The sequence below is a fragment of the Lacrimispora sp. 38-1 genome (assembly GCF_049890855.1).
Classification (GTDB): domain Bacteria; phylum Bacillota; class Clostridia; order Lachnospirales; family Lachnospiraceae; genus Lacrimispora.
Genome location: NZ_JBANEW010000002.1, coordinates 40,319 through 66,874 on the forward strand (window position 1 = coordinate 40,319; position 26,556 = coordinate 66,874).

Annotated in this window: 21 protein-coding genes; 18 read left to right on the forward strand and 3 right to left on the reverse strand. The window is 37.5% G+C overall.

The genetic code is table 11. The features are described 5' to 3' along the window. From V7D18_RS00660 to V7D18_RS00690, 7 genes are all read left to right on the forward strand, one after another. Nucleotides 1-1,776: an ABC transporter ATP-binding protein gene (locus V7D18_RS00660; RefSeq protein WP_426150444.1), complete on the forward strand. Its 1,776-nt coding sequence runs from the start codon at nt 1-3 to the stop codon at nt 1,774-1,776. A 131-nt stretch (nt 1,777-1,907) separates the two neighbouring features. Next, nucleotides 1,908-2,513, forward strand: coding sequence for an MptD family putative ECF transporter S component (locus V7D18_RS00665; protein ID WP_426150446.1), 606 nt, complete (start codon nt 1,908-1,910; stop codon nt 2,511-2,513). Nucleotide 2,514: 1 nt separating this feature from the next. Continuing rightward, nucleotides 2,515-3,195, forward strand: a complete 681-nt coding sequence (locus V7D18_RS00670) for an energy-coupling factor transporter transmembrane component T (RefSeq protein ID WP_426150448.1) — start codon at nt 2,515-2,517, stop codon at nt 3,193-3,195. A gap of 12 nt (nt 3,196-3,207) precedes the next feature. Then, on the forward strand, nt 3,208-4,590 hold the full coding sequence (locus V7D18_RS00675) for an ABC transporter ATP-binding protein (protein ID WP_426150450.1): 1,383 nt from the start codon (nt 3,208-3,210) through the stop codon (nt 4,588-4,590). A gap of 41 nt (nt 4,591-4,631) precedes the next feature. Next, complete coding sequence (locus V7D18_RS00680) at nt 4,632-5,597, forward strand: helix-turn-helix domain-containing protein (protein ID WP_426150452.1); 966 nt, start codon at nt 4,632-4,634, stop codon at nt 5,595-5,597. 264 nt (nt 5,598-5,861) lie between these two features. Beyond that, entirely contained in the window at nt 5,862-7,649 is a 1,788-nt protein-coding gene (locus tag V7D18_RS00685) for an ABC transporter ATP-binding protein (RefSeq protein WP_426150454.1), read from the forward strand. Beyond that, nucleotides 7,642-9,387 (forward strand): ABC transporter ATP-binding protein, encoded by a 1,746-nt coding sequence (locus V7D18_RS00690; RefSeq protein ID WP_426150456.1) that lies wholly within the window; start codon nt 7,642-7,644, stop codon nt 9,385-9,387. The genes V7D18_RS00685 and V7D18_RS00690 overlap by 8 nt, the downstream gene beginning before the upstream one ends. Nucleotides 9,388-9,444: 57 nt before the next feature. Here the strand turns inward: V7D18_RS00690 and V7D18_RS00695 are convergent, their stop codons facing one another. Next, complete coding sequence (locus V7D18_RS00695) at nt 9,445-10,416, reverse strand: helix-turn-helix domain-containing protein (protein WP_426150458.1); 972 nt, start codon at nt 10,414-10,416, stop codon at nt 9,445-9,447. Nucleotides 10,417-10,559: 143 nt separating this feature from the next. On the opposite strand from V7D18_RS00695, the gene V7D18_RS00700 reads away from it, so the two are divergent. Genes V7D18_RS00700 through V7D18_RS00720 form a run of 5 tightly spaced genes read left to right on the forward strand, consistent with a single transcriptional unit; the run spans nt 10,560 to nt 16,829 of the window. Further along, entirely contained in the window at nt 10,560-11,168 is a 609-nt protein-coding gene (locus tag V7D18_RS00700; RefSeq protein WP_426150460.1) for an MptD family putative ECF transporter S component, read from the forward strand. Continuing rightward, the gene (locus V7D18_RS00705) at nt 11,165-11,884 is read left to right on the forward strand and encodes an energy-coupling factor transporter transmembrane component T family protein (protein WP_426150462.1); all 720 of its coding nucleotides are present in this window, start codon (nt 11,165-11,167) and stop codon (nt 11,882-11,884) included. Before V7D18_RS00700 ends, V7D18_RS00705 begins: the two co-directional genes overlap by 4 nt. A 2-nt stretch (nt 11,885-11,886) precedes the next feature. Beyond that, on the forward strand, nt 11,887-13,359 hold the full coding sequence (locus V7D18_RS00710; RefSeq protein WP_426150464.1) for an ABC transporter ATP-binding protein: 1,473 nt from the start codon (nt 11,887-11,889) through the stop codon (nt 13,357-13,359). Then, a complete protein-coding gene (locus V7D18_RS00715) occupies nt 13,352-15,130 on the forward strand; it encodes an ABC transporter ATP-binding protein (protein WP_426150466.1) in 1,779 nt (592 codons plus the stop codon). The genes V7D18_RS00710 and V7D18_RS00715 overlap by 8 nt, the downstream gene beginning before the upstream one ends. After that, nucleotides 15,120-16,829 carry an ABC transporter ATP-binding protein gene (locus tag V7D18_RS00720; protein ID WP_426150468.1) on the forward strand — a complete coding sequence of 570 codons (1,710 nt, stop codon included), beginning with the start codon at nt 15,120-15,122 and terminating at the stop codon, nt 16,827-16,829. Before V7D18_RS00715 ends, V7D18_RS00720 begins: the two co-directional genes overlap by 11 nt. A gap of 221 nt (nt 16,830-17,050) precedes the next feature. Here V7D18_RS00720 and V7D18_RS00725 read toward each other — a convergent pair whose 3' ends face one another. Continuing rightward, on the reverse strand, nt 17,051-17,425 hold the full coding sequence (locus V7D18_RS00725) for a metal-dependent transcriptional regulator (RefSeq protein ID WP_426150470.1): 375 nt from the start codon (nt 17,423-17,425) through the stop codon (nt 17,051-17,053). Nucleotides 17,426-17,573: 148 nt separating this feature from the next. On the opposite strand from V7D18_RS00725, the gene V7D18_RS00730 reads away from it, so the two are divergent. From V7D18_RS00730 to V7D18_RS00745, 4 genes are all read left to right on the forward strand, one after another. Continuing rightward, nucleotides 17,574-18,539 (forward strand): helix-turn-helix transcriptional regulator, encoded by a 966-nt coding sequence (locus V7D18_RS00730; RefSeq protein WP_426150472.1) that lies wholly within the window; start codon nt 17,574-17,576, stop codon nt 18,537-18,539. Between the two features lie 225 nt (nt 18,540-18,764). Continuing rightward, nucleotides 18,765-20,504, forward strand: coding sequence for an ABC transporter ATP-binding protein (locus V7D18_RS00735; protein ID WP_426150474.1), 1,740 nt, complete (start codon nt 18,765-18,767; stop codon nt 20,502-20,504). Between the two features lie 3 nt (nt 20,505-20,507). Then, nucleotides 20,508-22,250 (forward strand): ABC transporter ATP-binding protein, encoded by a 1,743-nt coding sequence (locus tag V7D18_RS00740; protein WP_426150526.1) that lies wholly within the window; start codon nt 20,508-20,510, stop codon nt 22,248-22,250. Between the two features lie 121 nt (nt 22,251-22,371). Beyond that, the gene (locus tag V7D18_RS00745) at nt 22,372-23,178 is read left to right on the forward strand and encodes a class I SAM-dependent methyltransferase (RefSeq protein WP_426150475.1); all 807 of its coding nucleotides are present in this window, start codon (nt 22,372-22,374) and stop codon (nt 23,176-23,178) included. A gap of 179 nt (nt 23,179-23,357) precedes the next feature. Here the strand turns inward: V7D18_RS00745 and V7D18_RS00750 are convergent, their stop codons facing one another. Continuing rightward, nucleotides 23,358-24,467 carry a YibE/F family protein gene (locus tag V7D18_RS00750; RefSeq protein WP_426150477.1) on the reverse strand — a complete coding sequence of 370 codons (1,110 nt, stop codon included), beginning with the start codon at nt 24,465-24,467 and terminating at the stop codon, nt 23,358-23,360. Between the two features lie 117 nt (nt 24,468-24,584). Here V7D18_RS00750 and V7D18_RS00755 point away from each other — a divergent pair, with 117 nt between their 5' ends. Both V7D18_RS00755 and V7D18_RS00760 read left to right on the forward strand, forming a co-directional pair. Beyond that, the gene (locus V7D18_RS00755; RefSeq protein WP_426150479.1) at nt 24,585-25,700 is read left to right on the forward strand and encodes a YibE/F family protein; all 1,116 of its coding nucleotides are present in this window, start codon (nt 24,585-24,587) and stop codon (nt 25,698-25,700) included. After that, the gene (locus tag V7D18_RS00760; protein WP_426150481.1) at nt 25,693-26,451 is read left to right on the forward strand and encodes a YibE/F family protein; all 759 of its coding nucleotides are present in this window, start codon (nt 25,693-25,695) and stop codon (nt 26,449-26,451) included. The genes V7D18_RS00755 and V7D18_RS00760 overlap by 8 nt, the downstream gene beginning before the upstream one ends. The last annotated feature ends 105 nt before the right edge of the window (nt 26,452-26,556 follow it).

Below are 26,556 nucleotides of genomic sequence, written 5' to 3' on the forward strand. Positions count from 1 at the left end.
ATGATAAAGGAAATTCTTAATACCTTAACTTCAAAAGGGAAAAAATCTATGGCTGCCAGCATTATCTGGTTTGTTATCTATGCTCTATCTGGAGTAGTCATGATGCTTATCGTATTAAAGATGTTAAGTATGATTATGTCAGGGGATACAATGTCCTTTTCAGAATATTGGTGGTATCTGGTTATTCTTTTGCTGATAAAGGGGATATCCAGCATATTTGGGGATTGTCAGAAGCACTTTGCTGGCTTTGATATTAATTATGAGATCAGAAAAAAGATTGTCTATCGGTTAAAGTCCTTTTCCCTTGGATTTTATACCAATGAAAGGCTTGGAGAAATTAGTACGGTAATACATAAAGATGTAGACAACATGGTAATGGTTGTTGGGCATATGTGGCCTCGAATGATCAGCGACTTTATTGTTTCTGTAATTCTCTTAATTTCTTTATTCCTTGTAAATTGGAAAATGGGCTTATTTATGATTGCTGTTCTTCCAATTGCACTGTTAATATTGATTTTTGGACTTAAAAAAGGGGACAAGCTTGAAGCTGAAAACGGAAACCGTTTAGAGGATATGGTAAGTTTGTTTGTAGAATATGTAAAAGGAATTCCGCTACTGAAAGCATTTTCAGAAAGTAAAAAATTTGATCAAGAACTTGAAAATGCAATACAAAATTTTGGAGAAAGCAGTAAACAAACTTCTAAGTATAAGGCAAGGTTACTTTCCAGATATGGATTTTTTATCGATTTAGCCTACGGGGTAATGGCAGTTACTGGAGCTGTTCTTTTACTAAACGGCAGACTGGAGCTAATGGCTTATTTAATTTATATCGTGATCAGCAAGGAGTTTTATAAACCCTTCACAGAAATGGAAACACATTGGATGAATTATTTAGCGGTTACAGATAGTTATCGCAGAATACGTAAAGTACTTGACGCTCCAATCGTAAAAGAGCCAACACAGCCCCAGCAACCTAAAGGATCGGACGTTGAATTTTGCAATGTTGGTTTTTCCTATGAAGAAGATGAGTTCGAAATGAAAAATATCAGTTTCAAAATACCTTCCAATACGCTAACTGCTTTAGTGGGGGAGTCAGGATCTGGAAAGACTACCGTTACGAATCTTCTTCTCCGTTTTTGGGATGTAAAGGATGGCAGTATTCAAATCGGTGGAGTAGATATTCGGAATATGGGCTACGATGATTTACTTAGTTCTATCAGTATTGTCATGCAAAATGTTCAGCTTTTTGCAGATACGGTGGAAGCTAATATCCGAATTGGGAAGGCTAAGGCAACTGATGAGGAAATCATTGAAGTAGCAAAAAAGGCAAAGATACATGATTTTATTATGAGTCTGCCGCAAGGATATAAAACTACGATTGGTGAAAATGGCGCTACTCTATCGGGTGGACAAAGACAAAGAATTTCTATTGCAAGAGCCTTTTTAAAAAATGCTCCTATCTTAGTACTGGACGAAGTTACAAGTAATGTAGATCCTGTCAATGAAGCGTTAATTCAGGAAGCTATCTCGGAGCTTGCCAAAAACAGGACGGTTCTTGTTATTGCTCATCATTTAAAAACCATACGCTCGGCAGATCAAATATTAGTTTTTAATAAAGGAGAAATTGTGGAACGCGGCAGGCATGAAGATTTATTAAAAGAGGATAGTTATTATAATATTCTTTTTAATGCACAGTCAGTTCGAGAAAAAGTCAACATTGAAAAAGAAATGAGCGTAATAAATAAACATGCATATGGCAGTATTAAATATGTCTAAATGGGATAAAAAAGTCCAATCGGGACAGACGATTTCATTCTCTTTTATTATGATGTCAAACAGAAATGCTTCAACGGCGTTTTTGTTTTAGATGATAGTTAGCTACAACTAATCAAAAGGAGGAAATATCAATGGCTCAATCATTTAGCAAGGATAACTTAAAAGGAAAAGATCTTATTACAATTGGTATTTTTTCTGCAATTTATTTTGTTATTAATTTTATTTTTATGAATATGGGCGGACTGCATCCCATAATGTGGATACTCATGCCTGGATTTATTGCTTTATTTACGGGAATTCCATTTATGCTTATGTGCTCAAAAGTACAAAAAATGGGAGCAGTTCTTATTATGGGATTCATTACAGCATTGATTTATTTTGCTACCGGGATGTTCACACTCATAATACTGGCTACTTTTGCGATTAGCTGTATTCTTGGTGAAGCAGTTCGATTATTTAGCGGTTATAGCAGTTTTAAAGGGAATATAATTGCTTTTATCTGCTTCTCTCTTGGGATGACGGGCTCCCCCCTGCCGATCTGGCTTATGCATGATAAGTTCATGGCACAAATCAGTGGGCAGGGAATGCCAGCTGATTACATAGCTACTTTGGAAAAATTTACTTCACCTGCCATGTTATTCGTATTTCTACTTGCACCCGTTGTTGGAGCAATTATTGGTGCATTAATTAGTAAAAAGATGTTTCAAAAACATTTTGAGAAAGCTGGAATTGTTTAGGATGCAAAAAAAGGAATCAAAAAGTATTTTAATAGATCCACGAACACTCCTTTTTCTTTTGCTATTTGCAAATGTAATCACTTTTTTTCAGAACAGCCTATGGATAGAACTTGGCTGGATATGTTTTCTTGGGATTACAATGCTATTTTCGGGTAAATATGTGATGGCAGTTCGATGGATGGTATTATATGGAATTCTTATTGTATTCCAATATATGCTTCTGCGGGCAGCACCCAAGGTAATTGCTACGACTTTTATCATGATGATTAATTATTCCAGAAGAATGTTTCCTTGTCTGATGGTTGGAGCTTTCATGATAAGAACGATTTCATTGCGTCAGTTTGTTTTAGCAATGAGAAAATTGCATATCCCTCAGAAACTGATAATTCCCATTTCTGTAACGATCCGGTACTTTCCGGCAATTAAAGAAGAAATAAATCATATTAAAGATGCCATTAGATTAAGGGACATTAAGCCAGCAGATAAATTAGAAGCACTGATTGTCCCCCTTATGATGTCCGCTACTGCAACTGCAGAAGAATTATCTGCAGCGGCAGTGACCAGAGGGATTGAAAATCCAATCAAAAAAACAAGTACCATAGAATTGAAATTAAGATTCCGGGACTACGTATGCGGCTGCATGGGGCTTCTATTTTCCATAGGAGCTTTTTTTATAAAATAAGGAGCTGATGTTATGATTTCCATAAGGAACGTATCGTTTGGTTATAATGATCATGAAAAAATAGTTAAAAATATCAATCTTGAAATAAAACAGGGAGAGTGTATTCTTCTATGCGGAGAATCAGGGTGTGGCAAAACAACGATTACAAAACTGGTCAATGGGTTAATCCCTCATTTTTGTGAGCAGTGTGATCTGGAAGGAACTGCGGTTTCAGACGGGATGCAGGTAGCTAAGACAGAATTATACGAACTGGCAAAGTCAGTGGGATCGGTATTTCAAAATCCGAAGAGCCAGTTCTTTAATTTGGATACTGACAGTGAGCTGGTCTTTGGAATGGAGAATCAGGGAAAATCTCCGGAAGAAATGGAGCTGAGAGTAGAAGAGACCACGAAAAAGCTTCAGATAGAAAAGCTTCTTGGGAGAAATATATTTAAGCTTTCGGGAGGGGAAAAGCAGAAACTGGCATTTGCATCAGTTTATGCCATGAATCCTTCTATTTATGTGTTGGATGAACCTAGTGCTAATCTGGATACGCGAGCTATAGAAATATTGAAGGAAATAATCCGGTTTTTGAAACAGGAAGGGCATACTATTATTATTGCAGAACACAGACTATCCTTTTTATATGATTTAATTGATCGGGCTGTATATCTGAAAAATGGGAAATTGGTTCAAAATTTTTCTCGTGAAGAATTCCATGCTTTAAAAGATTCCACGCGGAAAAGTATGGGGCTTAGATGCATCGGAGAAGTAAAAAGAACGATTATCGTGGCACTTCCCTGCGGCTTAAAAAAAGGCTTATCGGTAGAAGGACTTACCGGAGGTTATAAACGGATGCCGCCCGTTTTTAAAGAACTGTCATTTTCAGCGGCGCCGGGTGAGATTCTTGCCATTACCGGATATAATGGAATTGGTAAAACAACCTTGATCCGATGTCTTTGCGGATTAATAAAGGAACAGCAGGGGAAAGTTTTACTGGATGGGAAAGAAATGTCTACAAAGTTTAGAATAAAACAATGCTTCCTTGTCATGCAGGATGTGAATCATCAATTATTTGCAGACAGCGTATGGGAAGAATGTAGAATGACGGGGAATACACAGGATGAGACTGCAATTAAGTACGAATTGGAGCAGTTGGGATTATTGCCATATTCAGAACGGCATCCGATGTCACTTTCCGGAGGGCAGAAGCAGCGTCTGGCAATTGTGACAGCCATTCTTTCCGGAAAGAGGATACTGATCTTTGATGAGCCAACCAGTGGTCTCGATTATAGGAATATGAAAGCAGTCGGGGAGCGGATGAGAAAGCTGGCAGCTTCGAATCGGATTCTTATCGTTGTAACACATGACAGGGAGTTTATGCTGTCGGCCTGTGACAGAATATTGGAAATATAGGACAGTAAAACATATCAATATATCAGAAGAGGAGGAAGGACATGAAATTCAATTTTATAGAAGAAACACAGATGGTTCCTTTGATTGAAAATGAAGAAGGCAGTATCTACCAGATTAAAAATGAATCGGGAGAAGGAATTATGACTACCTATCAGGTATTTCCCGGTGTTTCCATTTCTTATAACGATTACCATATGGAAAGCTGTGATTCCACCTTTTCTACCAACCGGAATTTATTCTGTATCGATCACTGCAGGGAAGGCAGACTGGAATATGCTTCCGGTCAGGGAACTTATTCCTATGTTGAGGCCGGGGATTTGAAGCTGGATCGTAGAATTTCACATCAGGGACACTTTGAATTTCCGCTGGCACATTATCATGGACTGATGATTACCTTTGATATGGATCTGGCGGTAGGAGCATTGAAGGATGAGATTAAGAATTTCCCGGTTAATTTAGTGCTGCTGCAAAAAAAATTCTGTGACGGCAAGCATCCAATGGTGATTCATGATGCTCCGGCGATTGAACATATTTTCAGTGAATTATATATGGTACCGGAAAAAATTAGGATTCCCTATTTTAAAATAAAAATATTTGAGTTATTACTCTATCTTGATGTCTTGGAAGTTCCTAAAAATCAGGATGAAAAACCTTATTTTTATAAAACGCAGGTGGAAAAAATCAAGGGTATGCAAAAATTGATGACAGAAAATTTAGAGACGCATTATACACAGGAAGAACTTTCTGCGCGTTATGACATACCCCTTACTCCAATGAAAAATTGCTTTAAGAATGTATATGGAAGCCCAATCAATACCTATATGAGAGTATACAGAATGAATCAGGCAGCTGTTTTACTAAAGAATGAAAGGAATTTAAGTGTCACAGATATAGCTGGAAAACTGGGGTATGACAGTCCAAGCAAATTTTCAGCAGCATTTAAAACGGTTATGGGAAGAGCTCCATTGGATTACCGTAAGAACTTTGGTCTAAACGGAACGAAGTAGTCGAAAAGGAGCAGAAAAAAATGAATCGAAACGCTATGATATGGATGGTCGGAGAATTCTGGCAATCCATTTTTTATCTCATAGGAAATTACATCCTATGAGATAAAAAGCCCTCCGGGCAGGATGCGCATGCCGCTTAAGAGGAAGATGTCACTAAAGTGACAGCGCGTCAGCGCTTGAGTCTGACAAGTCAGACTTTTATGATAGGAAAGTGCATGCTAGAAATAACCAGACTCCGACGGATAAAGAAAGGAGATTTTTAATATGAGGGAAAATAGAAAAGACAATTGGTTTTCTTGTCTGATGAATTACGCCAACGGCTGCAAAGGAAGGCTTACCATGTCCGTTTTACTGTCCGTGATAAGTGTGATATCAGGGCTTGTACCATACTATTGCGTGTACAGAATGATTGAGTTATTTACCAGAGATGCGGTTACAAATGAGTTATTACTTCAGTGGGGAGCAGCGATACTGCTGTCTTATGCAGTGAAAATTGTTATGTTCGGACTTTCTACAGGTATATCGCATAATGCGGCATATCATATTCTTGAAAACTTAAGACTGCGCGTAGCGGATGCTTTTATGCATGCACCGCTTGGAGAAGTAACAGGACATTCGATTGGGGAAATAAAGAATATTATAGTCGATAAAATTGAGGCGATTGAGCCGCCGCTTGCCCATATGATTCCGGAAGGCTCCGGACATGTTGTATTGCCGATTGTAAGCTTTGCTGCACTTATTCTAATAGATTGGAGAGTGGCACTGGCTTCTTTGGTAACACTGCCGCTTGCCATGGTGTGCATGCTACTTACCTATAAAATCAGTGGAAAGAATTTTGACAAATATAATGAGTCCAACAGCTATATGAACAGTACAATTGTTGAGTATATAGAAGGTATTGAAGTAATAAAGGCATTCGGACGGGAAGGTGCATCCTATGAAAAATATGCAAAGGCCATAACGGATTATCGTACCTTTATTTTAAAGTGGCTTACTTCAACATGGGTTACGATGAAGCTTTGTTTTGCGCTGTTCCCCTCCACTTTGCTTGGAACACTTCCGGTCAGTTTACTGTTATACAGCAAAGGAATTCTTACTCCTGCACAGGTGGCTCTTTGTTGCATGCTTTCCATGTCCATGATAGGTTCTCTTGCAAAGCTTGAGGTATTCAGTGAAGGAATACGCGAAATGCAATTCACCATAGAGAATCTACAGAAATTTTTGAACATGCCGTCACTTTCAGAACCAGCCGGCAAAGTAAAGCTTTCAGGATATGATATAAAGCTTGCAAATGTATCTTTTTCTTATAATGGTAAAAAGGAAAATGAGGTTTTGCATGGAATTAACATGAATTTGCCGCAGGGAAGCTTCACTGCGCTGGTGGGACCTTCGGGCGGCGGAAAATCAACGGTTGCAAAGCTGATTGCAAGATTTTGGGATGTGACCGGTGGCGCCATTGAAATTGGCGGTGTGAATATCAAGGATATGCCGCTGACACAGCTTGCAGATACGGTTAGCTTCGTAACCCAGGATAATTTCCTGTTTCGCTGTTCCCTGCTTGAGAATATACGATTGGGAAATCCAAAAGCAACAGATGAGGAGGTATACGCAGCGGCAAGGGCAGCACAGTGTGATGAATTTATTGAAAAACTTGAAAAAGGATATCAAACTCCTGCAGGAGAAGCAGGAAAAAGACTGTCAGGCGGAGAGAAGCAGCGTATTGCCATTGCAAGGATGATTCTGAAAAATGCCCCAATCGTTATTCTCGATGAAGCGACTGCTTTTACAGATCCCGAGAATGAAGATAAGATTCAACGCAGTATCGCAGCTCTCGCCAAGGGAAAGACACTTCTCGTGATTGCACACCGCCTTTCAACAATTAAAAATGCAGATAATATTGTGGTTCTGAAAAATGGCGATATTATTGAACAGGGAAAACAAAAGGAACTGTTAGAAAGTTCACCGCTGTATGCTGATATGTGGAAGGCGCATATTGGTGCCAAGGCATGGTCGGTTGGAGTACAGGGAAAGGACGTGATGGCAAATGTTTAAAACAATAAAACGAATTATTAATTGGTGCGGTGAATTTAAAGGAAAACTGTATATTGGATTTGTTTTTTCATTTTTCTCTGGATGGTTTGCAGCAATGCCAATTATCATAGCTGCGTATACGGTAGGGTTACTCATAGAGGACGCAAGAGGCGGTGCCAAATTTGATACAAAATGGATAGTCTTAAGCTTGCTCTTGATTGCTTTATTTATATTCCTTCGCTTTTTATTTGACTATCTGAGGGCAAAATTTCAGGAAGCAATCAGTTATGAACTGGTTGCCCGTGACAGACTGGTGATTGGTGATATGTTAAAACGTGTTTCTTTGGGGTATTTTCAGAAGGTGAACACAGGAGATATCTTAAATTCCATGACTACAGGTCTGCATGCACTGGAAAATATGGGGATTCGAATGGTTGATAACTTTGTAGGCGGATATTTAAACTTTATTTGTATTTTAATTTGGATTGCAGTGTTTAATCCAATGGTATCACTCATAACCGTTGCAGGTGCTGTAGTCTCTTTTTTGTTTTTATTGGTGATTTCAAAATATAGTATGCGAAATGCGCCGGTGGCTTCTCAGGCAAATCGTGACCTTACAAATGCGGCAATCGAGTATGCAAGAGGATTACCGGTCGTGAAATCTTTTGGTCAGGCAGGAGTGGCAATGGCTGCTATGACCAGGGCGTGTAAAGAAAGTAAGGATATCAATTTAAAAATAGAATGGGGGTTTGTGCCTGCAAACTGTCTTCACCTTCTTGCATTAAAAATTGCTTCAGTCGGACTTGTTCTTTCTTCCTGCTATTTAGGCTGGACAGGACAAATGCCTATCTATATTATGATTTTGTTTTGCTTTCTGTCCTTTGGTATTTTTGCTTCCATAGAACCAATCAGTGACAGTGCGCATGTATTAGGTGTTATCGACAATGCAATGAATCAGCTTGATCTGTTGAAAGCAGAAGAATATATTGATGAGGGAGGCAGGGAGATACCGCTTACTCATCACGGTATAAGGTTTAAGGATGTTTCCTTTGGATATGATTCCAGAACGATTTTAGAAAATATCAGCTTTCATATTCCTGAAAAAACTGCTACGGCAATTGTTGGACCCTCGGGCAGTGGAAAGACTACAATCTGTAATCTGATTGCAAGATTTTATGATGTAAATAGTGGAAGCATTGAAATAGGTGGTACGAATATCAAAGAATTTACCTGTGACAGTCTCCTTTCAAACATATCTATGGTGTTTCAGAATGTGTACCTATTCCATGATACGGTACGAAGCAATATATGCTTTGGAAAGCCAGCGGCTACGGAAGATGAAATGATTCGTGCAGCGAAAAAAGCCTGCTGCCACGATTTTATCAGTGCATTACCGAAGGGTTATGATACGGTAGTCGGAGAAGGCGGCGGAACACTTTCGGGTGGTGAAAAGCAGCGGATATCCATTGCAAGAGCAATTCTTAAGGACGCTCCAATCGTTATTTTGGATGAAGCGACGGCATCCATTGATCCTGAAAATGAGCATTACATACAGGCAGCTATTTCAGAACTTACTATGGGGAAGACAATTATCACTATCGCACATCGTCTGGCAACGATAGAAAATGCGGATCAGATTCTGGTTGTTGATAATGGAGGGATTGCGGAAAGCGGAACCCATAAGGAATTAATTAAAAAAGCTGGTGTTTACAAAAAATTTGTGGAGATACGTGAAAAAGCAGAAGGCTGGAATATGTAATAATGGAGTAACAACTATTCAATCACATAATGGATTTAATCATCCAGAAAGAATTTGTTAAGATTCTTTCTGGATGATTTTTTTGTATTCACTTGGCAGAAGACCGGTTGCTTTACGAAACAAACTGGCAAAACGACCGGGATTACTGAAGCCCACAGCCTGAGCCACCGAAACGACGGATAAATCTGTATAGGAAAGGAAATGCTCGGCCTGTCCAATGCGCCGCTCCTCAATATATTCTGCAGCAGTACAGCCAAATTGAGCCTTAAAGCATTTCTTGAACTTGGTAGTACCCATACAGGCTAATTTAGACAGCATATCTATGGTAAGTTCATTTGCATAGTGGTCATTGATATAGGAAACCACAGTTTCTAACATTTCCTGGTCGGCAGACGAAATTTTTGCTTTTCTATGTGAATTAAGCTTTTGATGACGTTCAAAAATGAGAGAAAGTGCCTCGGCGGCTTTGGCATCATAAAATAATTCGGCAGAAATTCCATTACCATGATAATTTTTTATCTGATTCAGTAACAAAATCATTTCTGGAAAATCAGTAGTTTCATCTATGCATCGAAAGGCCTCCTGAGGACTCTGATACAGAGAGTCGTAATGTTTCTTTAAATAAGGCTCATAGTATGCAGGCTCATATTCAATACCTATTGATCGGATCGGTATCTTTTTATGGATAATCGCTTTAAATGGCTTGTAACCACCGAGATAACTGCTTACCACGTTGCTATTTAAGTGTTTGTACGGGCTTAATTCTTCTCCCGAAATAGATTCATAGAAAGTTACACTTAAACATTCCGGGATAGACATGTCAATGATGGAATCATTATGAAACCAGAAATCGTGTAATTTTATATTAAAGTGATTTGATGATTCATAAATCCAATAATTGCCATTTCCGAATTCCTGTGTTAACTGCCAGCATTCACCATTAGCCGGATAGTTTACAGGTGACTTACAGGAAACAAACATTCCTTCTGAAAATAAAGGTTTGTAGTAATCTGAAATAATACTTCCCATAGAAATCCTCCAATTATACAAATCGGACGTTTCATTATCCGATAAAGACACATATTATTTAAATCTATTGTATCAGAATATAAAATCAATTACAATCACAAATGGTTAGGTGAGACTAACGATAAGGAATGGAGGAATAAGATATGCAGACAATACAACACGAAACAAAAAAACTAACGATTCGAGATTTGGTAACGACAGGAGTATTTTGTGCAGTATTTCTTGTGTTTACCATATTAGGAGCAGGATTTTTTGCACCAAATCCCGTTTTGACTTTTGCTATGCCGTGTGCAGTTGCACTTGTTACAGGTCCAATATATCTACTGCTTTTGGCTAAGGTTCCCAAGCATGGTGCCGTGATTATTCTTGGAGTTCTTATGGGACTGATCATGTTTATTACAGGTATGTACTGGCTGTGGGCTGTGGCCTATGTTGTTATGGCGGTAATTGCAGATTTAGCAGCAGGAAGCAGGAAGTTCAAAAGCAGCAATATGAATATTCTAAGTTTTATCATTTTTTCCCTGAATCCAATGGGTTCTTATATGATGATGTGGATTAACAGAGACAGTTATTTTTCCTATATGGTTGGAAAAGGAACGGAACAATCCTATGTTGATACGATGGAAGCGACGGCACAGGGTTGGATGCTGCCGGCAATGATTGTCTCAATTATAATAGCGGCTCTGATTAGTGCTATCGTAGGAAAAGTATTACTGAAAAAACAGTTTGAAAAAGCAGGGATTACAGCATGAAATGGGATTCTGTAAAAACGGATAACAAACAAAAAGGGTTGATAAAGCTTGATGCGAGAACTCTGTTATTCCTCATTTTGATTAGCAATCTGGCAATTTTCTTTATGCCAACTGTGTATGGTGAAATCGTAATGATGCTCATGATATTATTGCTGGCAATATTGTGCGGAACAGGACGTACTTCCCTGAAAATAGGAGCTGTATATTTCGTATTTCTTATCGGTGATTATGTCATTATGAACGCTTTATCCGATTCGTGGCTTATCTATGTGGCACTTGGAATGCGATATATGCAAAAGGTGCTTCCCTGTGCAATCCTTGGAGGAATTCTGATATCGACGATCCGGGTCGGAGAATTAATGGCTTCGCTTCGAAAAATACATATCCCTAAATCAATTACGATACCTTTTACAGTATTACTGCGCTATTTTCCGTCGATAGGAGAAGACAGGAAGGCTATTAAAAAGGCAATGGCTGTAAGAGGACTGAATGGCAGTTTCCTGAAACATCCGGTAAAAAGTATAGAATGTCTTTACGTACCCATTATGATGTCTGCAGCCCGCAGGGCAGATGAACTCTCAAGCGCTGCTGTGACACGTGGAATTGAGAATCCAAAAGAAAGAACAACCTTGATCGATGTACGTTTACATTGCGCAGACTTTGTCATCATGTTGCTTGGAATCGGCGTTTTATTTTTTTGCATAGGGAGGTTGTGAGCATGATAACAGTGAAAAACGTATCTTTTCGATATCAGAATTCAGAGGAGCTAAGTTTGTGTAAGGCAAATTTAAGGATCAAAGAGGGAGAATGCGTGCTGCTATCCGGAAAAAGCGGGTGTGGAAAAACAACTCTATTAAGGTTAATGAATGGATTGATACCACATTTTTATGGAGGAGAGATTGAAGGACAGGTAAGTGTACATGGCATGAATATCATGGAAACACCAATGTATAAGGTTGCGGAAGTGGTTGGTACCGTTTATCAGAATCCAAGATCCCAGTTCTTTAATATTGATACAGACGGAGAGATTTTATTTGGAATTGAAAATCTGTCCTATCCAAGAGAGGAACTCATCCGCCGGATGAATCTGGCTGTTGAAAAGACAAAAACGGAAAACTTGCTGGGAAGAAATATCTTTGAACTCTCCGGAGGAGAAAAGCAGAAGATTGCATTTGCATCCGTATTTGCAATGGAGCCGCAAGTATACCTATTAGATGAACCATCGGCTAATCTGGATGCCAAAGCTACAAAAGAGTTAAGAGAGCGCATAGCTGAATTAAAAACGAATGGTAAAACGGTTGTGATAACAGAACACCGCTTATACTATTTGAATGGATTGGTAGATCGTGTCGTTTCTCTTGAAAATGGGGAAATCGTAAAAGACTGTAGGGCAGACGAATTTTTTCGTATGAAAAAAGCGGATAGATTGTCGGCAGGGCTTCGTACTCTTCATCTAAATAATATTAAGCTGCAAAATTATGTAGAACAGCAGCGGGCAGTATTAGAAGTAGAAAAAGTGGCAGCCGGGTATAAGAAGAAAAAAATGATTCAAGATATTTCATTCATAGCTGCGGAAGGTGAGGTGATTGGAATTTCCGGAAGGAATGGTGCAGGCAAGTCCACTCTTGTAGAGACAATTTGTGGATTGAACAAAATAATGGAAGGAGCTGTTATTTATAAAGGAAACCGATTAAGTGAAAAACAGCGCTGTAAAATCAGCTATATGGTCTTTCAGGATGTTGACTATCAGTTGTTTGCAGACAGTGTGGAACATGAATGTACCTATGGAACAGGTCACATAGATGGAGAATCAGTCAGCAGGATTTTAAAACAGCTTAATTTACTTGAATTTTCAAGACAACATCCGGCAACCTTATCCGGTGGTCAAAAACAGAGACTGGCAGTTGCGGTTGGCATGCTGGAGCAAAAAGAGCTTATCATATTTGACGAACCTACCAGCGGTCTTGATTTAGATAGTATGTTAAGAGTCACAGAACTGGTAAAGCTTCTTGCTAAGCAGGGGAAAATTATTTTTATAGTGACACATGATTATGAATTTATAAGTGTAATCGGAAACCGGATGCTTGTAATGGAAGAAGGAAGAATTATCGATGATTTTTCAATTTGTGAACAAAACAAAAATAAACTTGCTGACATTTTTATAAAAAGAGGGGATGAGTCTATTGAGTAACGAGAAAAGGAAAGAACAAAGTGGGATTCCATTACTTTTAAAGTGGGCTGGAAAGGATAAGGGGTATCTGTATCTTTCTCTTGTACTTAGTTTAACGTCCAGTGTTCTGGCAGTTGTACCGTATTTTATTTTTTATAAGATCATTGATGCAGTTACCAGAGCGGATTGTACTTATGAATTTGCGATAAAATGTTCTGTTGCATTGATTATTAGTGTAGTGCTAAGATATCTCACCTTTTCAAAGGCAACGATTTTCTCTCATAAGGGAGCTTACCACACATTGTTTAAGGTCCGGTGCATGGTAACAGAACATATGGCAAAAATGCCATTGGGAAATTTAAGTGAGTTCAGTACCGGCATGATAAAAACGGTTATGAATGAAAGTATTGAAAAGCTGGAATTGTTTTTAGCCCATCATTTACCGGAATTAGTGTTATATGTTACCGGACCGATCGTGATATTTGTATATCTTTGCACAGTAAATATTCCACTGGCACTGATCAGCATTGTCCCATTATTTCTTGCGGCTTTCGTCATGGTCATTATGTTTACCAAAAGTGCAGCATTTATGGATAAGACAAATACAACAGGTGCCAACTTAAGCAGCTCTATCATTGAGTACATTAGTGGAATGCGCCTGATCAAAGCTTACAATATGGAAAGCAAATCCTTTAAGAAATATAAGGATGCTATTGATTCCTTCCATGAGCTATGGGTAGCTATGTCAAAAAAACTGGGACCCCTATATGCAGCCTATGTTGTAATCTTAGAATGCGGATTAGTACTCATTGTACCTTTAGGGGGATATTGGTTTTTGAAAGGTTCTATTACAGCAAGCGCTCTTTTATTATTTGCATTTGTAGGTACGCAGTATCTGACAGAGATCAGACCACTGCAGGAAATGGGCTCCAATCTTGCCTATGTCATGAACAGTGTGAGCCAGGTAAAAGAAATCTTAGATACCCCTGTGTTTGAAGGTGGTCTGGACTTTCCGGAAAAGCATGATATTGAGTTAAAGCATGTGTCATTTTCCTATAGTAAGGAAAAACTGGTTCTTAAATATTGCAATATACATATCAAAGATGGAGAAAAAATAGCATTGATTGGACAATCAGGAGTAGGAAAATCTACCGTCGTTCAGCTCATTTCCAGATTTTATGATGTAAGTGAGGGTGAAATATGTATCGGTGGAAGGAATGTAAAACAGATTGATTATGAAAAACTGTTAGAGAATATATCCATTGTATTTCAGAACAGCTTTCTGACAAGGGGAAGTGTATTTGAAAACATAGCCATGGGAAAACAGGGAGCAACCTTAGAAATGGTAAGAAAAGCTGCAAGGGAAGCGCAGATTGATGATTTTGTCATGGGACTTCCGGAGGGTTATGATACCTTGGTAGGAAGCTACGGTACCCGTTTTTCAGGCGGACAGAAGCAGAGAATCTGTATTGCCAGGGCAATCTTAAAAAATGCTCCGATACTTATCTTAGATGAAGCTACCAGTGCTGCTGATCCTGAAAACCAGGTAGAGATTGATATGGCAATTGAAAATCTTTGCAGAGGAAAAACTGTTATCATTGTAGCGCATCGTCTAGGAATTGTACAAAGCTGTGACAGAATCGCAGTGGTAGAAAAAGGAACCATCTCAGAGGCACAGGAATGGGAGAAAATGCTTCAAAATAATGAATATTTTGCAAACGCATGGAAGAGCTATAATGCTGCCAGAGAAATGGCTTACTCAGTGAAGGGAGAGATGGTAAATGAGCAATAATAATTCAATTTTTTCTATGAACCGAAGATTGAAAGGGTCGATTATAGCGACTGTAATCGAAGGACTGCTCAGTGGCTGCAATTTTATCGTTTTATACCAGGTGTTAGAAATCCTGTTCAATGGAAGCACCGATTTTAATAATATCCTTTTGGCTACGTTTAGTGCTTTAGTAATTTTTGTACTTCGTATTGTTATCTATTCGGCAAGCTATACCAATAGTCAGATCGGAGGAGCAGAAGTAAGCAGAAAGATTCGTTTTGCACTGGGAGATAAGATGAAGAAAATCCCATTAGGATTATTCAGTAAAAAAAGAATGGGATTTTATATAAACGGAACAACGAGTGAAGTGAGTGATTTTGAACAGATTTTAACCCATAAAGTTGCTGATATCATAAAATACATTGTATTAGTTCTTATGGTAGATCTTAGTGCATGCTTTATGTATGCTCCTGTTGGAATTGGACTTTTCGCTGTCACCCTGTTATTGATACCGGCGATACTTTATTCCATGCATGAGGTTAATATACATGGGAACAGGAAGAATCAGGCCAGAGCTGAAAATGTCAGCGGGATTACGGAATATATTACAGGTATTCAGACTCTCAGGGCATATGGAATCGCCGGAGTTAAGAATAAGGCAATCACAGAAGCAATGAAAGCATATTCCGATATTAGTTACAACTATGAAAAGAAAATCATTCCGATTGGTTCTGTCTACATGGTTATCAGTTGGATGGCACTGCCTGTGTCAATTCTTTTTTCCGTACTATCGTGGCAAAGAGGAGAGATGAAAGCGTCAATGCTTATTTTACTTATTATGTTTCCCCTGTTTGTATGTAAATTAAATACAACACTTTTCATTCAGCTGACTGCATATCGAAATCTGACCATATCAAAGCTTAATATCCGCAGTATATTAGAGGAACAGGAAGAAACTGCAAAGGACAACCGGTTCGATCCTGAAAATATGGAGATTGTATTTGACAAAGTAGATTTTGGTTATGAAAAAGAGGAGCCGGTACTAAAGCAGGCAAGCTTTACGATTCCGGAGAATAGTTTAACTGCTATTGTCGGAGACTCAGGCTCAGGAAAATCCACGATTTTAAACCTGATAGAAAAATACTATCTTCCGCAGGGAGGTTATATTAGAATTGGAGGCTGTGATATCCGTAATATACCATCTGAAAAAGTGTTTTCCAATCTGTCGGCAGTAGATCAGGATGTTTTTCTATTTAATGATACGGTAAGGAATAATATCAGATATGCAAGACCGGATGCTGCTGATAAAGAAATTGAAGAGGCTTGTAAGCTGGCGAACTGTGATTCCTTTATCCGAAACATGGAGTATGGGTACGAGACAGAAGTTGGTGAAAACGGAAACCGGTTATCAGGAGGAGAACGCCAGAGATTATCTGTTGCCAGAGCAATTCTAAAAGACAGCCCGATTATTCTTCTTGATGAGGCAACCGCTTCCCTGGATATTGAAAATGAATTGCTGGTAAAGCAGGCAATTGCCAATCTTTTGAAAGCCAATAAAACAGTTATCATGATTGCCCATACGTTATCAATTGTAAAGCATGCGGATAAAATACTTGTTTTGGATGGCGGAAGAATTACAGAAGAGGGAGCACATGAAGAGTTAGCAGAACGAAATGGAAAATACGCTGCTATGTGGCAGGCGTCACAGAGACTGAAATGAGTGAAGAAACAATGCGGCAGAATAAAGTCTACCGCATTGTTTTTCATAACAATAGAAAGTTCGTGAAGCGTACTTTCTATCGTTTCAAGATTCGTAACTGTTCAGTACCTTCACAGTTACATGGCATCTTACGATGCCAATGCACACAAAATGGATAAAATACATCCATTTTGGCGCTGAAACACTCGAATCCACTTCGTGATTCTCGGGGTTCTGAATAGTTACAAGGATTCTTTCTTTGCAAAGTAGTTCTTTATACATTGATAGCTTTCATTACTGATAACATGTTCGATTCTACAGGCGTCTTCAGAAGCGGTCTCTTTACTGACACCGGCAGTTATTAGCAGATTCATTATAGTCTTATGGCGGTCATATATTTGAGAGGCGATCTCATAGCCTGCTTTTTCTAAGGTAATATATCCATCTTCATCCACATGAATATATCCGTTTTCACGTAGCTTTTTCATAGCGACACTAACGCTCGGTTTCGTGAAGCCAAGTTCATTTGCAAGATCAATGGATCGAACCTGTCCATGTTTTTGTTTTAAAACAAGTATTGTTTCCAGATAGTTTTCTGCGGATTCTTTTATTTGCATGAGTAACACCTCGACTTTTTCATATATTATTATCTTACTCAATAACATAACATTTATCAAGGTAAATTGACATAAATAAATTTCAGTGTTACTATATGGTTAGTATAAACTAACTGATTATATTACTACAATGAAAAGGAGCTGGCAAATGAATTTCATTGATAAGGATTTTGGGTTACGGGTCATTTTGGAAAATTCCTTTCAAACGATCTATACCATAGATAAAGAAAATTCAGAAAGCAGGATGATCTTATACCATTTGTATCCAGGTGTGGATATCATATTAAGCGATTTTAAGGAAAGATATACCTGGGCCGGTGAATGGAGATTAAAAGGCCGGATTTATCAGATTTCCTATAATTGTAGTGGAGTCTATCAGGCACAGATTCGCAAAAATGAATTCTGTTATGCCTCCCCGGGAAATCTAGTGATATTAAACAGCTGTAAGAAAAGCTTGGATTCAAAGATGACAACGGATGACCTACGGGGTTTTAGCATTCTACTGTTTCCGGAGCTTTTTGATCAAGCCAGAACTGAAGAATGGATCAAACAATTCGATTTGGATATGAACTATTTCATAGAGCTATTACCAGAAACAGATACAGCGAAAGTGTTTCCTTGTGGAGAAGGAATATTGCGCGTTGCAGAGGAAATTTATAAATTACTTTATAATCACGAGATGGGTATTCTTAAGTTAAAGCTTTTGGAATTCTTCCATATGATTATAAAAGAAGATATTAGGATAGAGAATAGGAAAAGAGTATTTTCTGGAGAGCAGATAGAAAAAACCAAAATGATAAAAGAGTTAATTGAAATGGACTTGTCAAAACACTATACAATTCAGGAACTGTGTTGGAGACATGAACTGTCAACTACCATTTTTAAAGAGTGTTTTAAACAAATGTTTCAATATCCACCCTATGAGTTTCTGAGGATTGCCAGAATGAATCGGGCAGGAGAATATCTAAAAAAATCTGAAATGAGTATAATAGATATCGGCAGGTTGTTAGGTTATGAAAATCCAAGCAATTTTACACGAACTTTTAAAGAAATTTACGGTGTTCTTCCAAGACAGTACAGAAATAGCAGTTATAAAGAAAAATGTCTAAAGTGAGTATTAGTGTCCGTATCAGGTAGAAGTTAAATAGTTTAAACCCTATAATAGGATTGGTTAGACAAAACTAACTAATTCTATTTTTATATGGAGGTTATAGGTTGAAAAAACAAGTTTTTCGCACTAACACTGTGATTTCACCCTTGCAAGCAAGTGAAATCATGCGTGTTAAAATGAGCAAATGCAAATTTAATGCTATAAAAAGGGGAAATGGAGGTGTTTTGAATGTTAAGTAAGCTTTTTTATTATGGAAAAGAAAACAACAAAAAAACCATAATATCTGTTTTTGTTCTGCTGATCGCTATTTTTATGGGAGTTCTTCCATTCTTATTTGCCTATCAGATTTTGCTGCCGGTCATTCATGGAGTGCAGATCACAGGTAACAAAACGGTGTTTTGTACTGTGGGAGTATTAGCAGGTCTCGTATTGCAGGGAGTATTTTACGGAAAGGGACTTGCCTTGTCCCATGAAGCTGCTTATGGGACATTAATGAATTTGAGAATATCCTTACAGGAAAAGCTGGAAAAGCAGCCGCTTGGAGTAATTCAAAGTAAGGGTGTGGGGGTTCTGAAAAAAATGTTTGTAGATGACATAGACAATCTGGAGCTATTGCTGGCTCACGGTATTCCGGAGGGTCTGTCTAATGTAATGGGCGTATTCGTGATTTATGTTGCAATTTTTCTGATTGACTGGAAGCTTGCACTTATGACTTTGGGATCTCTTCCCCTTGGGATTCTATCCATGATGGTTATGTATATCATCGGTAAGCAAAGAATGGAGGATTATTATAAGTCGGCTCAGGTCATGAATAATACGATTATTGAATATATCAATGGAATGGAAGTAGTCAAGGTTTTCAATAAAGGGGGAGAATCCTACGAAAAATACAAAACTGCCGTGATGAATTATCGGGATTTCACCCTGAAATGGTTTTGTGCATGTTGGCCATGGATGGCAGGCTATGGAGTACTGATTCCATGTACGCTTCTGATAACATTGCCGCTTGGTTCTTATTTTGTATTTATGGGATATTCTGATCTGGCGGATTTTATCCTCGTGTTGTGTTTGGCGCTTAGTATGGGAATTCCTCTTTTAAGGACTATGTCGTTTATGTCTTTAGCTCCGCAGATACGCTATAAAATTATTTCTCTGGAAGGTATTTTAGAGCATGAAAATTTAAATGCCGGAACAGAAGAATTCAAAGGAACGGATTATCGTGTGGAGTTTTCTAATGTTACCTTTGGATATGGAGAAACAGAGGCTGTGCGTGACGTGAATCTGTGCATGAAGGAAAATACCATGACTGCACTCGTGGGAGAGTCCGGATCAGGAAAAAGTACCTTAGCGAAATTATTGATACATTATTACGATGTAAAGAATGGAACCATTCGTATCGGAGGCCAGGATATATGCCGAATGAGTTTAAAGGCTTTAAACGATTTAGTTTCCTATGTATCCCAGGATAATTTTTTATTTAATATCAGTCTGATGGAAAATATTAGAATCGGAAAACCAGATGCAACGGATGAAGAAGTAATGGAAGCCGCGAAAAAGGCTCAGTGTATGGAATTTATAAGCACATTGCCACATGGATTTGATACATTAGCAGGCGACTGCGGTAATCAATTATCCGGTGGAGAAAAGCAAAGGATTACCTTAGCAAGAGCAATATTAAAGGATGCACCGATTGTTGTACTGGATGAAGCAACTGCTTTTTCCGATCCGGAAAATGAAGAAAAGATGGAAGCTGTGATAACTAAGCTGGTACAAAATAAGACACTTCTTATTATTGCACACAGACTTCAATCGGTCATTCGTGCTGGACAGATATGCGTCATGGATAAGGGATGCTTATCTGCATCAGGGACGCATCAGGAATTGTTAAATAACAGTGAAGCCTATCAAAGGCTATGGTATGCCAATCAAAAGAGTACAGATTGGAAGCTGGGGAAGGAGGACGCTTAAATGATAAAAGCGATGCTGTCAAGAATTATAAAATTATCAGGAAAATATAAAGCACGTATAAAGGCTGCCTTTTTGTTTTCGGTACTGGAAGCGATTCTTGCAAAAATGCCGATTGTTTATGCTTTTGGGATACTAAGTAAGTTTTATGATAAAAGCATACAAGCAAAGGACTGTATTTTTGTAGGAGCCGCTATGATAGTTACGGTTATACTGCAGATGGTCTTTCACCATATCAGTGACAGATTGCAAAGCGGAGCCGGATATCTGCTTTTTGCAGATAAAAGAATGGAGCTTGGAGAGCATTTAAGAAAGCTGCCTATGGGATATTTTACAGAAGGCAATATTGGGAAAATCAGTTCCGTACTTGCTACCGATATGCTTTTTATTGAAGAAAATATCATGATGAAGCTTGCAAATATCATGACCTATCTTTTCTCAGCGGTTATTTTGATCCTGTTTATGTTCTATTTAAATATAAAATTAGGTCTTATTGCGCTTGTAACAAGTGGAGTTGCATATTTCGTGGCAAGCAGGATGAACCGTGTTTCTTCAGAGGAAGCGGATATCAGACAGGAACAGAGTGAGGAACTGACAGAAGCCGTGTTGGCTTTTGTAGAGGGAATCGCTGTGATAAAAAGCTATAATATGTTAGGAGAAAAATCAAAAGAATTAAGTGGAAATTTCAAAAAATCCAGAGATAAGAATATTACCTTTGAAGAAAGAATAGCTCCATGGATGCTTTCGCTTAGCAGTATTTATGCAATTGGAATTGCTGGAATTTTTGGAACTTCCGTATGGCTTTATACCAATGGAAATTTTACACTTCCTTATCTTTTGGGAGTTTTGTTATTTGTTTTTGAAATGTTTAATCCACTCAAAGCCCTGTTTCAGGAATCAGCAAGCTTGAGTATCATGAACAGCTGTCTGGATAGAATGGAAGAGGTGCTTTTGGAACCTGAACTGTCGGATTTGGGAAAGCAGGAATTAGTATATGATAATAAGAGCAGAGAAAAAGTACGATTTGATCAGGTGGGCTTTTCCTATGGCGGGAAAAAAGTATTAAATCATATTAGCTTTACTTTACAGAAAAATACCATGACAGCTATCGTTGGGCCAAGCGGATCGGGTAAATCTACGATAGCCAACCTGCTGGCAAGGTTTTGGGATATTAAAGAAGGAGTTATCTATCTACAAGGAACTGATATCAGAAATTTTCCCATAGAAACGCTGATGAACCAGATTAGTATGGTATTTCAAAGGGTTTATCTTTTTGAGGATACCATTTATAACAATATTTTAATGGGAAGAACGGGAGCAACAGAAGCGGAGGTATATGAAGCCGCAAAAAAGGCTCGCTGTTATGATTTTATCATGAATTTACCGGAAGGCTTTCAAACCCTTGTGGGAGAAGGTGGTGCAACGTTATCAGGCGGGGAAAAGCAGAGAATATCCATTGCACGTTCCATTTTAAAGGATGCTCCTATTGTTATTCTGGATGAAGCGACCGCAAGCATTGACAGCGATAATGAAAGCTATATACAAGAAGCAATCAATGAACTTGTAAAGGGAAAAACACTTCTTGTTATTGCGCACAGACTTCATACCATAAAAAACGCTGATCAGATTTTAATTGTTGAGAATGGAGAGATTGCAGAAAGAGGAACACACAGGGAGCTGATAGAACAGGGAAATACCTATGCCTCCTTTATACGAAAACTGAATCGAAAGAGGGACTGGAGTCTGTAATACGATACTTCTGATTATTCTATCACTGCTTGACAGTATGTAATGTAAAGCGTATAGTTAGCAATAAATGGTTAGTTCAATCTAACTTCTGCAATTAAGTTTATTAAGAGGAGGATTGTATATGTCTATAAAATTGAATGGAGTTATGGAAACTCTGCTAATCACGCTTTATATCAGGGCAAAAGATGCAATGAGCAGCACTCCCGTAATCAACGATAAAAAAGCTGCTGAAATGATTAAAAAAATTGACTATGATTTTGAAAAATTTGACAGCGGTGTGATGTCTTATTATGGTGTTTTGGCAAGAACAAAAATTATGGATGAACAGGCAAGAAAATTTATCAGTAAAAATCCGGACTGCATTATTGTTTCGGTAGGCTGCGGTCTCGACACTCGGTTTTCACGGGTGGATAATGGTAAAATACAGTGGTATAATCTGGATTTTCCAGAGGTCATAGCTCAGAGGGATCTGTTTTTTGAATCTCATGACCGTGTAAAAAACATTGCAAAATCAGCTTTAGACCCTACATGGCCACAAGATATAGAAATAAACGGAAAAAAATTATTGGTTATTTCAGAAGGCATGCTAATGTATCTGAAAGAAAGTGATGTTAGAGAGTTTCTTCAGATACTGACAAACGGCTTTGACAGTTTTGAGGCACAGTTTGACTTGCTTTATAAAGGACTGGTCAACAAGGCGGGTATGCATGACACGATAAAAAAGACAAATGCACAATTTAGCTGGGGCGTGAAAGACGGTAGTGAAGTTGTTAATCTTTGCTCAGTTATGCAACAAAAAGACTTAATTAATTTTACTGATACATTAAAGTTCCTGCTTCCTGGTGCAAAAAAGTTGTTGACACCTCTTATGTATATTACTAATAACAGACTCGGCATATATACTTATGAAAAGGCGCATAACGACTAGCTTTATCACTTTATCCCATGTATCTTTCTATATTCCCTTGGTCCCAACCCGTAAGCCTTTCTAAACAATCGGGCGAAATGCCAGCTGTTATTTTTGCAGTTAACATTCGCAAGAAACTTCGTCAGAAGGAAAATATAAGATAATTGATTTGCCTGTCAAAAAACGGACAAAAAATTAAGTCAATATATTCTAGATTGATAAGCCCTTTTTTTTCTAAAGAATAAATAGGATAACGATGTAATTGGAATGGAAAGCACAAGACCGATGCTCCCTGTAAAAGTTCGTAAAATTTCTGATGCTATTCCATCTCCATTAACAAATTGGATCAATGATTGTTCATAAATATAAAATACTAATAACAGATACATCGAACTGCCTACATAAGCTAAAATTAAAGTGTTAGACATCGTACCAATGGCATCTTTTCCAATGTTCATTCCGGATAAAAATAATTTTGTGTTTGTTATTTGAGGATTCGCGTCACATATTTCATCCATTGCAGATGAAATTGACATACAAACATCCATAATTGCCCCTAAGAATCCTATAATAATACCTGCATATAATAAATTTCTTAAATTAAGACCGCCCCCCTGCACACTATAACTGATTAAATCGATATCATCATCATGTGTGCCCTGAATGTTCATCATAAATCCAAAGGCATATGTCAGAAGTATGGAAAAAAGTGTACCGCCCAATGTTCCTGCTATTGCAGAGTATGTTTTTTCGCAGAATCCACCTATAGACAACAATGTTATACCGGTGGCTGCAATACATACGGCAATAGCAGCCATTATAGGGTCTGCTCCGTCTAAAATTACAGGGAAAAACATAAAAAATATTAATGCCATTGTAAGCGCTAGGGATATAATAGAAAATACTCCTTTTTTACCACCTACTATAATTATTACAAGAGCAAACAGCCCTATTAAATATACTAAGTATTTATCTCTTCCATATGAGATTATACTACAATTTTCCATTTCTATGTCATTGTCATCGACCCAGACTATTACTTGATCATTTTGTTTTACTACAATATGATTCGCATATGTTAAATTCGCAATATGCCTTATAGTAATCATTTTATTATTATAACCTTTTTCATCTATACGAATATTAACTGTTTGTATTTGTTCCATATTTATCTCATCTAATTCATTTTCAGTAATCTCGATTACTGTGCCATGAAGATAGTTATTATCTTTTATATTAAAAGATAGATTCATCATGCAATATCCCAAAAGCATTACAAATAAAAGAAAAAGACTTAATTTTCGTAGCATATTTTATCTCCTTAACAAAATCTCAGTAAACAGGTTATATGAATTGTAAAATATATTAGAATACCTTTTTAATTATTACTGTGTTAGTGTATAATTCTCATGATAGGTGGGAAAAGAATGAATAAATTTTACCAAAAGTATAGAAGAAAAATTTCAGTGTTTTCCATTTTTGTAATCGTTTTAGTGATAATTAATGTTTTTGTGGCATATGATTATGAGTTGTATAATGACTCTATCATAAAAATAATAAAGGTTACTGATCAGGTTGAAGGAATAAAGAATGGGCCAAATGCAGAAAAAGAATGCTATTATGTACAGAATATAATAGGAAAAGTTATGAATGGAGCATTTCAGGGAAGTGTAGTAGAGTTTGAAAACAGATATTCCTATTCACGGATAACAAGTGACAGGTATCAAAGAGGGATGAGTCTTTTTGTAAAGCTGACTGATAGTGGAGAGAACCTGAGCGTTTCTGTATTGGGAGAGAAGAGAGATACTTATGTAGTTATGTTACTTTCGTTTCTGATTTTTTTAATAATTGCAGTGGCAGGTACAAGGGGAGTTACTTCGCTTATATCACTCATAATTAATATAGGAGTTGTAGCAGGCGCTTTTTACATGTATGAAAAGGGTACAAATATATTACAATTATGTATTGCGATGCTCATTATATTTGGAATATGCTCATTATTATTGGCAAATGGATTGAATAAGCAAACGATAACTGCGATCTTAGCCTCTGCCATATCAATCATAATATTGTACATGATATACAAAGTTGTCCTACTAAACACAAAAGAACCTGAATATCTGATGCAGAATTATATTTCCGGAGCGGATAAATTGCCGGAAATATTTATGGCAGGTACGTTAATAGGAGGGTTTGGAGCAATTTTAGATGTAGCTATTTCTATGACTACATCTGTAAATGAAGTGATTAAAAAGACACCCGATATTACAAATAGAGAATTAATACATTCCATGCGGGAAATCTCTTACGATGTCATGGGAACAATGATAAATGTGTTGTTTTTTACCTATATATCCGGCTGTATGCCAATGCTGATTTTAAGATTGAAAAACAGCTTTAGTATTTTTATTATATTAGAATTGTATTTGACACTTGAAATCATTAGATTTTTAGTTGGTTCAATAGGAATTGTTTTGACGATACTGATTTCCGGATTAATATCGTTACTTGCATATAGGAAGAAAGGAGTCGGAAGTGATTAAAATTTTGATCATAATACTGGCTTTGCTGATGGCAGCAATTGGTGGGGAAAGAGGAATTAAATCTTTTGTCTCTTTATTTGGAAATGCAGTTATTTTATTGATAGCGGTTTTTTTGATGGCGATTGGTTTCAATGTTATTGTGATAACTGTTATTATGACTTTTTCATTATGTGGAGTTACATTGTTTTATCAAAATGGTAATAATGAAAAAACAAGAACTGCATTTTATGTCGTAATAATCGTGAGCATGATGATACTGTTCCTTGTAATTCTATTAAGCTCCTTCGCAGGAATCAGCGGATACAATGAGATTAGTATTTATGAAGAAGATACAACGTTTTATGATAATAACATTCATGTCAATATGATGCAGGTGGCTGCAGCAGTTATTATAATAGGAATCTTAGGAGCAGTAAAAGATTCTGCAGTTGCAGTTACTTCTGGGGTTTATGAAGTATTTCGTCATAATCCCAAAATCGAGATGGAGGAGCTCTTTTATGCAGGGTTACATATGGGATATGATATACTCGGAACTGCAGTTAATACGCTATTTTTTGCATGTGTGGGTGAATCTATGTTATTAATTAACCGCTTCTACAGGTTGAATTATTCGTTTTTACAGTTGATTAATTCCAAAGCATTTTTCCAACAATTAATTATAGTGGTCACAGGATCAATTGGTATTGTACTTAGCATTCCAATAGCAGCGTTTGTTATGATAAAAGTTTTATCATATAATTCATCGGAATAAATGATTGTCTGTAATTTTTAGTATTACCAAAACTTTCAAAGGAAAAATTTGGTTTTGATTTTTATATTTCAAAGCCAGTGCTTGATTTTCCTTCTTTTTTCCAAT

What these genes read in the sequence shown, in the direction of transcription:
- V7D18_RS00665 (WP_426150446.1), top strand. Translation starts at nt 1,908, where the DNA reads ATGGCTCAATCATTTAGCAAGGATAACTTAAAAGGAAAAGATCTTATT.
- V7D18_RS00725 (WP_426150470.1), bottom strand. Translation starts at nt 17,425, where the DNA reads ATGCAAATAAAAGAATCCGCAGAAAACTATCTGGAAACAATACTTGTT.
- V7D18_RS00670 (WP_426150448.1), top strand. Translation starts at nt 2,515, where the DNA reads ATGCAAAAAAAGGAATCAAAAAGTATTTTAATAGATCCACGAACACTC.
- V7D18_RS00745 (WP_426150475.1), top strand. Translation starts at nt 22,372, where the DNA reads ATGTCTATAAAATTGAATGGAGTTATGGAAACTCTGCTAATCACGCTT.
- V7D18_RS00750 (WP_426150477.1), bottom strand. Translation starts at nt 24,467, where the DNA reads ATGCTACGAAAATTAAGTCTTTTTCTTTTATTTGTAATGCTTTTGGGA.
- V7D18_RS00685 (WP_426150454.1), top strand. Translation starts at nt 5,862, where the DNA reads ATGAGGGAAAATAGAAAAGACAATTGGTTTTCTTGTCTGATGAATTAC.
- V7D18_RS00720 (WP_426150468.1), top strand. Translation starts at nt 15,120, where the DNA reads ATGAGCAATAATAATTCAATTTTTTCTATGAACCGAAGATTGAAAGGG.
- V7D18_RS00755 (WP_426150479.1), top strand. Translation starts at nt 24,585, where the DNA reads ATGAATAAATTTTACCAAAAGTATAGAAGAAAAATTTCAGTGTTTTCC.
- V7D18_RS00730 (WP_426150472.1), top strand. Translation starts at nt 17,574, where the DNA reads ATGAATTTCATTGATAAGGATTTTGGGTTACGGGTCATTTTGGAAAAT.
- V7D18_RS00710 (WP_426150464.1), top strand. Translation starts at nt 11,887, where the DNA reads ATGATAACAGTGAAAAACGTATCTTTTCGATATCAGAATTCAGAGGAG.
- V7D18_RS00705 (WP_426150462.1), top strand. Translation starts at nt 11,165, where the DNA reads ATGAAATGGGATTCTGTAAAAACGGATAACAAACAAAAAGGGTTGATA.
- V7D18_RS00660 (WP_426150444.1), top strand. Translation starts at nt 1, where the DNA reads ATGATAAAGGAAATTCTTAATACCTTAACTTCAAAAGGGAAAAAATCT.
- V7D18_RS00735 (WP_426150474.1), top strand. Translation starts at nt 18,765, where the DNA reads ATGTTAAGTAAGCTTTTTTATTATGGAAAAGAAAACAACAAAAAAACC.
- V7D18_RS00695 (WP_426150458.1), bottom strand. Translation starts at nt 10,416, where the DNA reads ATGGGAAGTATTATTTCAGATTACTACAAACCTTTATTTTCAGAAGGA.
- V7D18_RS00690 (WP_426150456.1), top strand. Translation starts at nt 7,642, where the DNA reads ATGTTTAAAACAATAAAACGAATTATTAATTGGTGCGGTGAATTTAAA.
- V7D18_RS00680 (WP_426150452.1), top strand. Translation starts at nt 4,632, where the DNA reads ATGAAATTCAATTTTATAGAAGAAACACAGATGGTTCCTTTGATTGAA.
- V7D18_RS00675 (WP_426150450.1), top strand. Translation starts at nt 3,208, where the DNA reads ATGATTTCCATAAGGAACGTATCGTTTGGTTATAATGATCATGAAAAA.
- V7D18_RS00700 (WP_426150460.1), top strand. Translation starts at nt 10,560, where the DNA reads ATGCAGACAATACAACACGAAACAAAAAAACTAACGATTCGAGATTTG.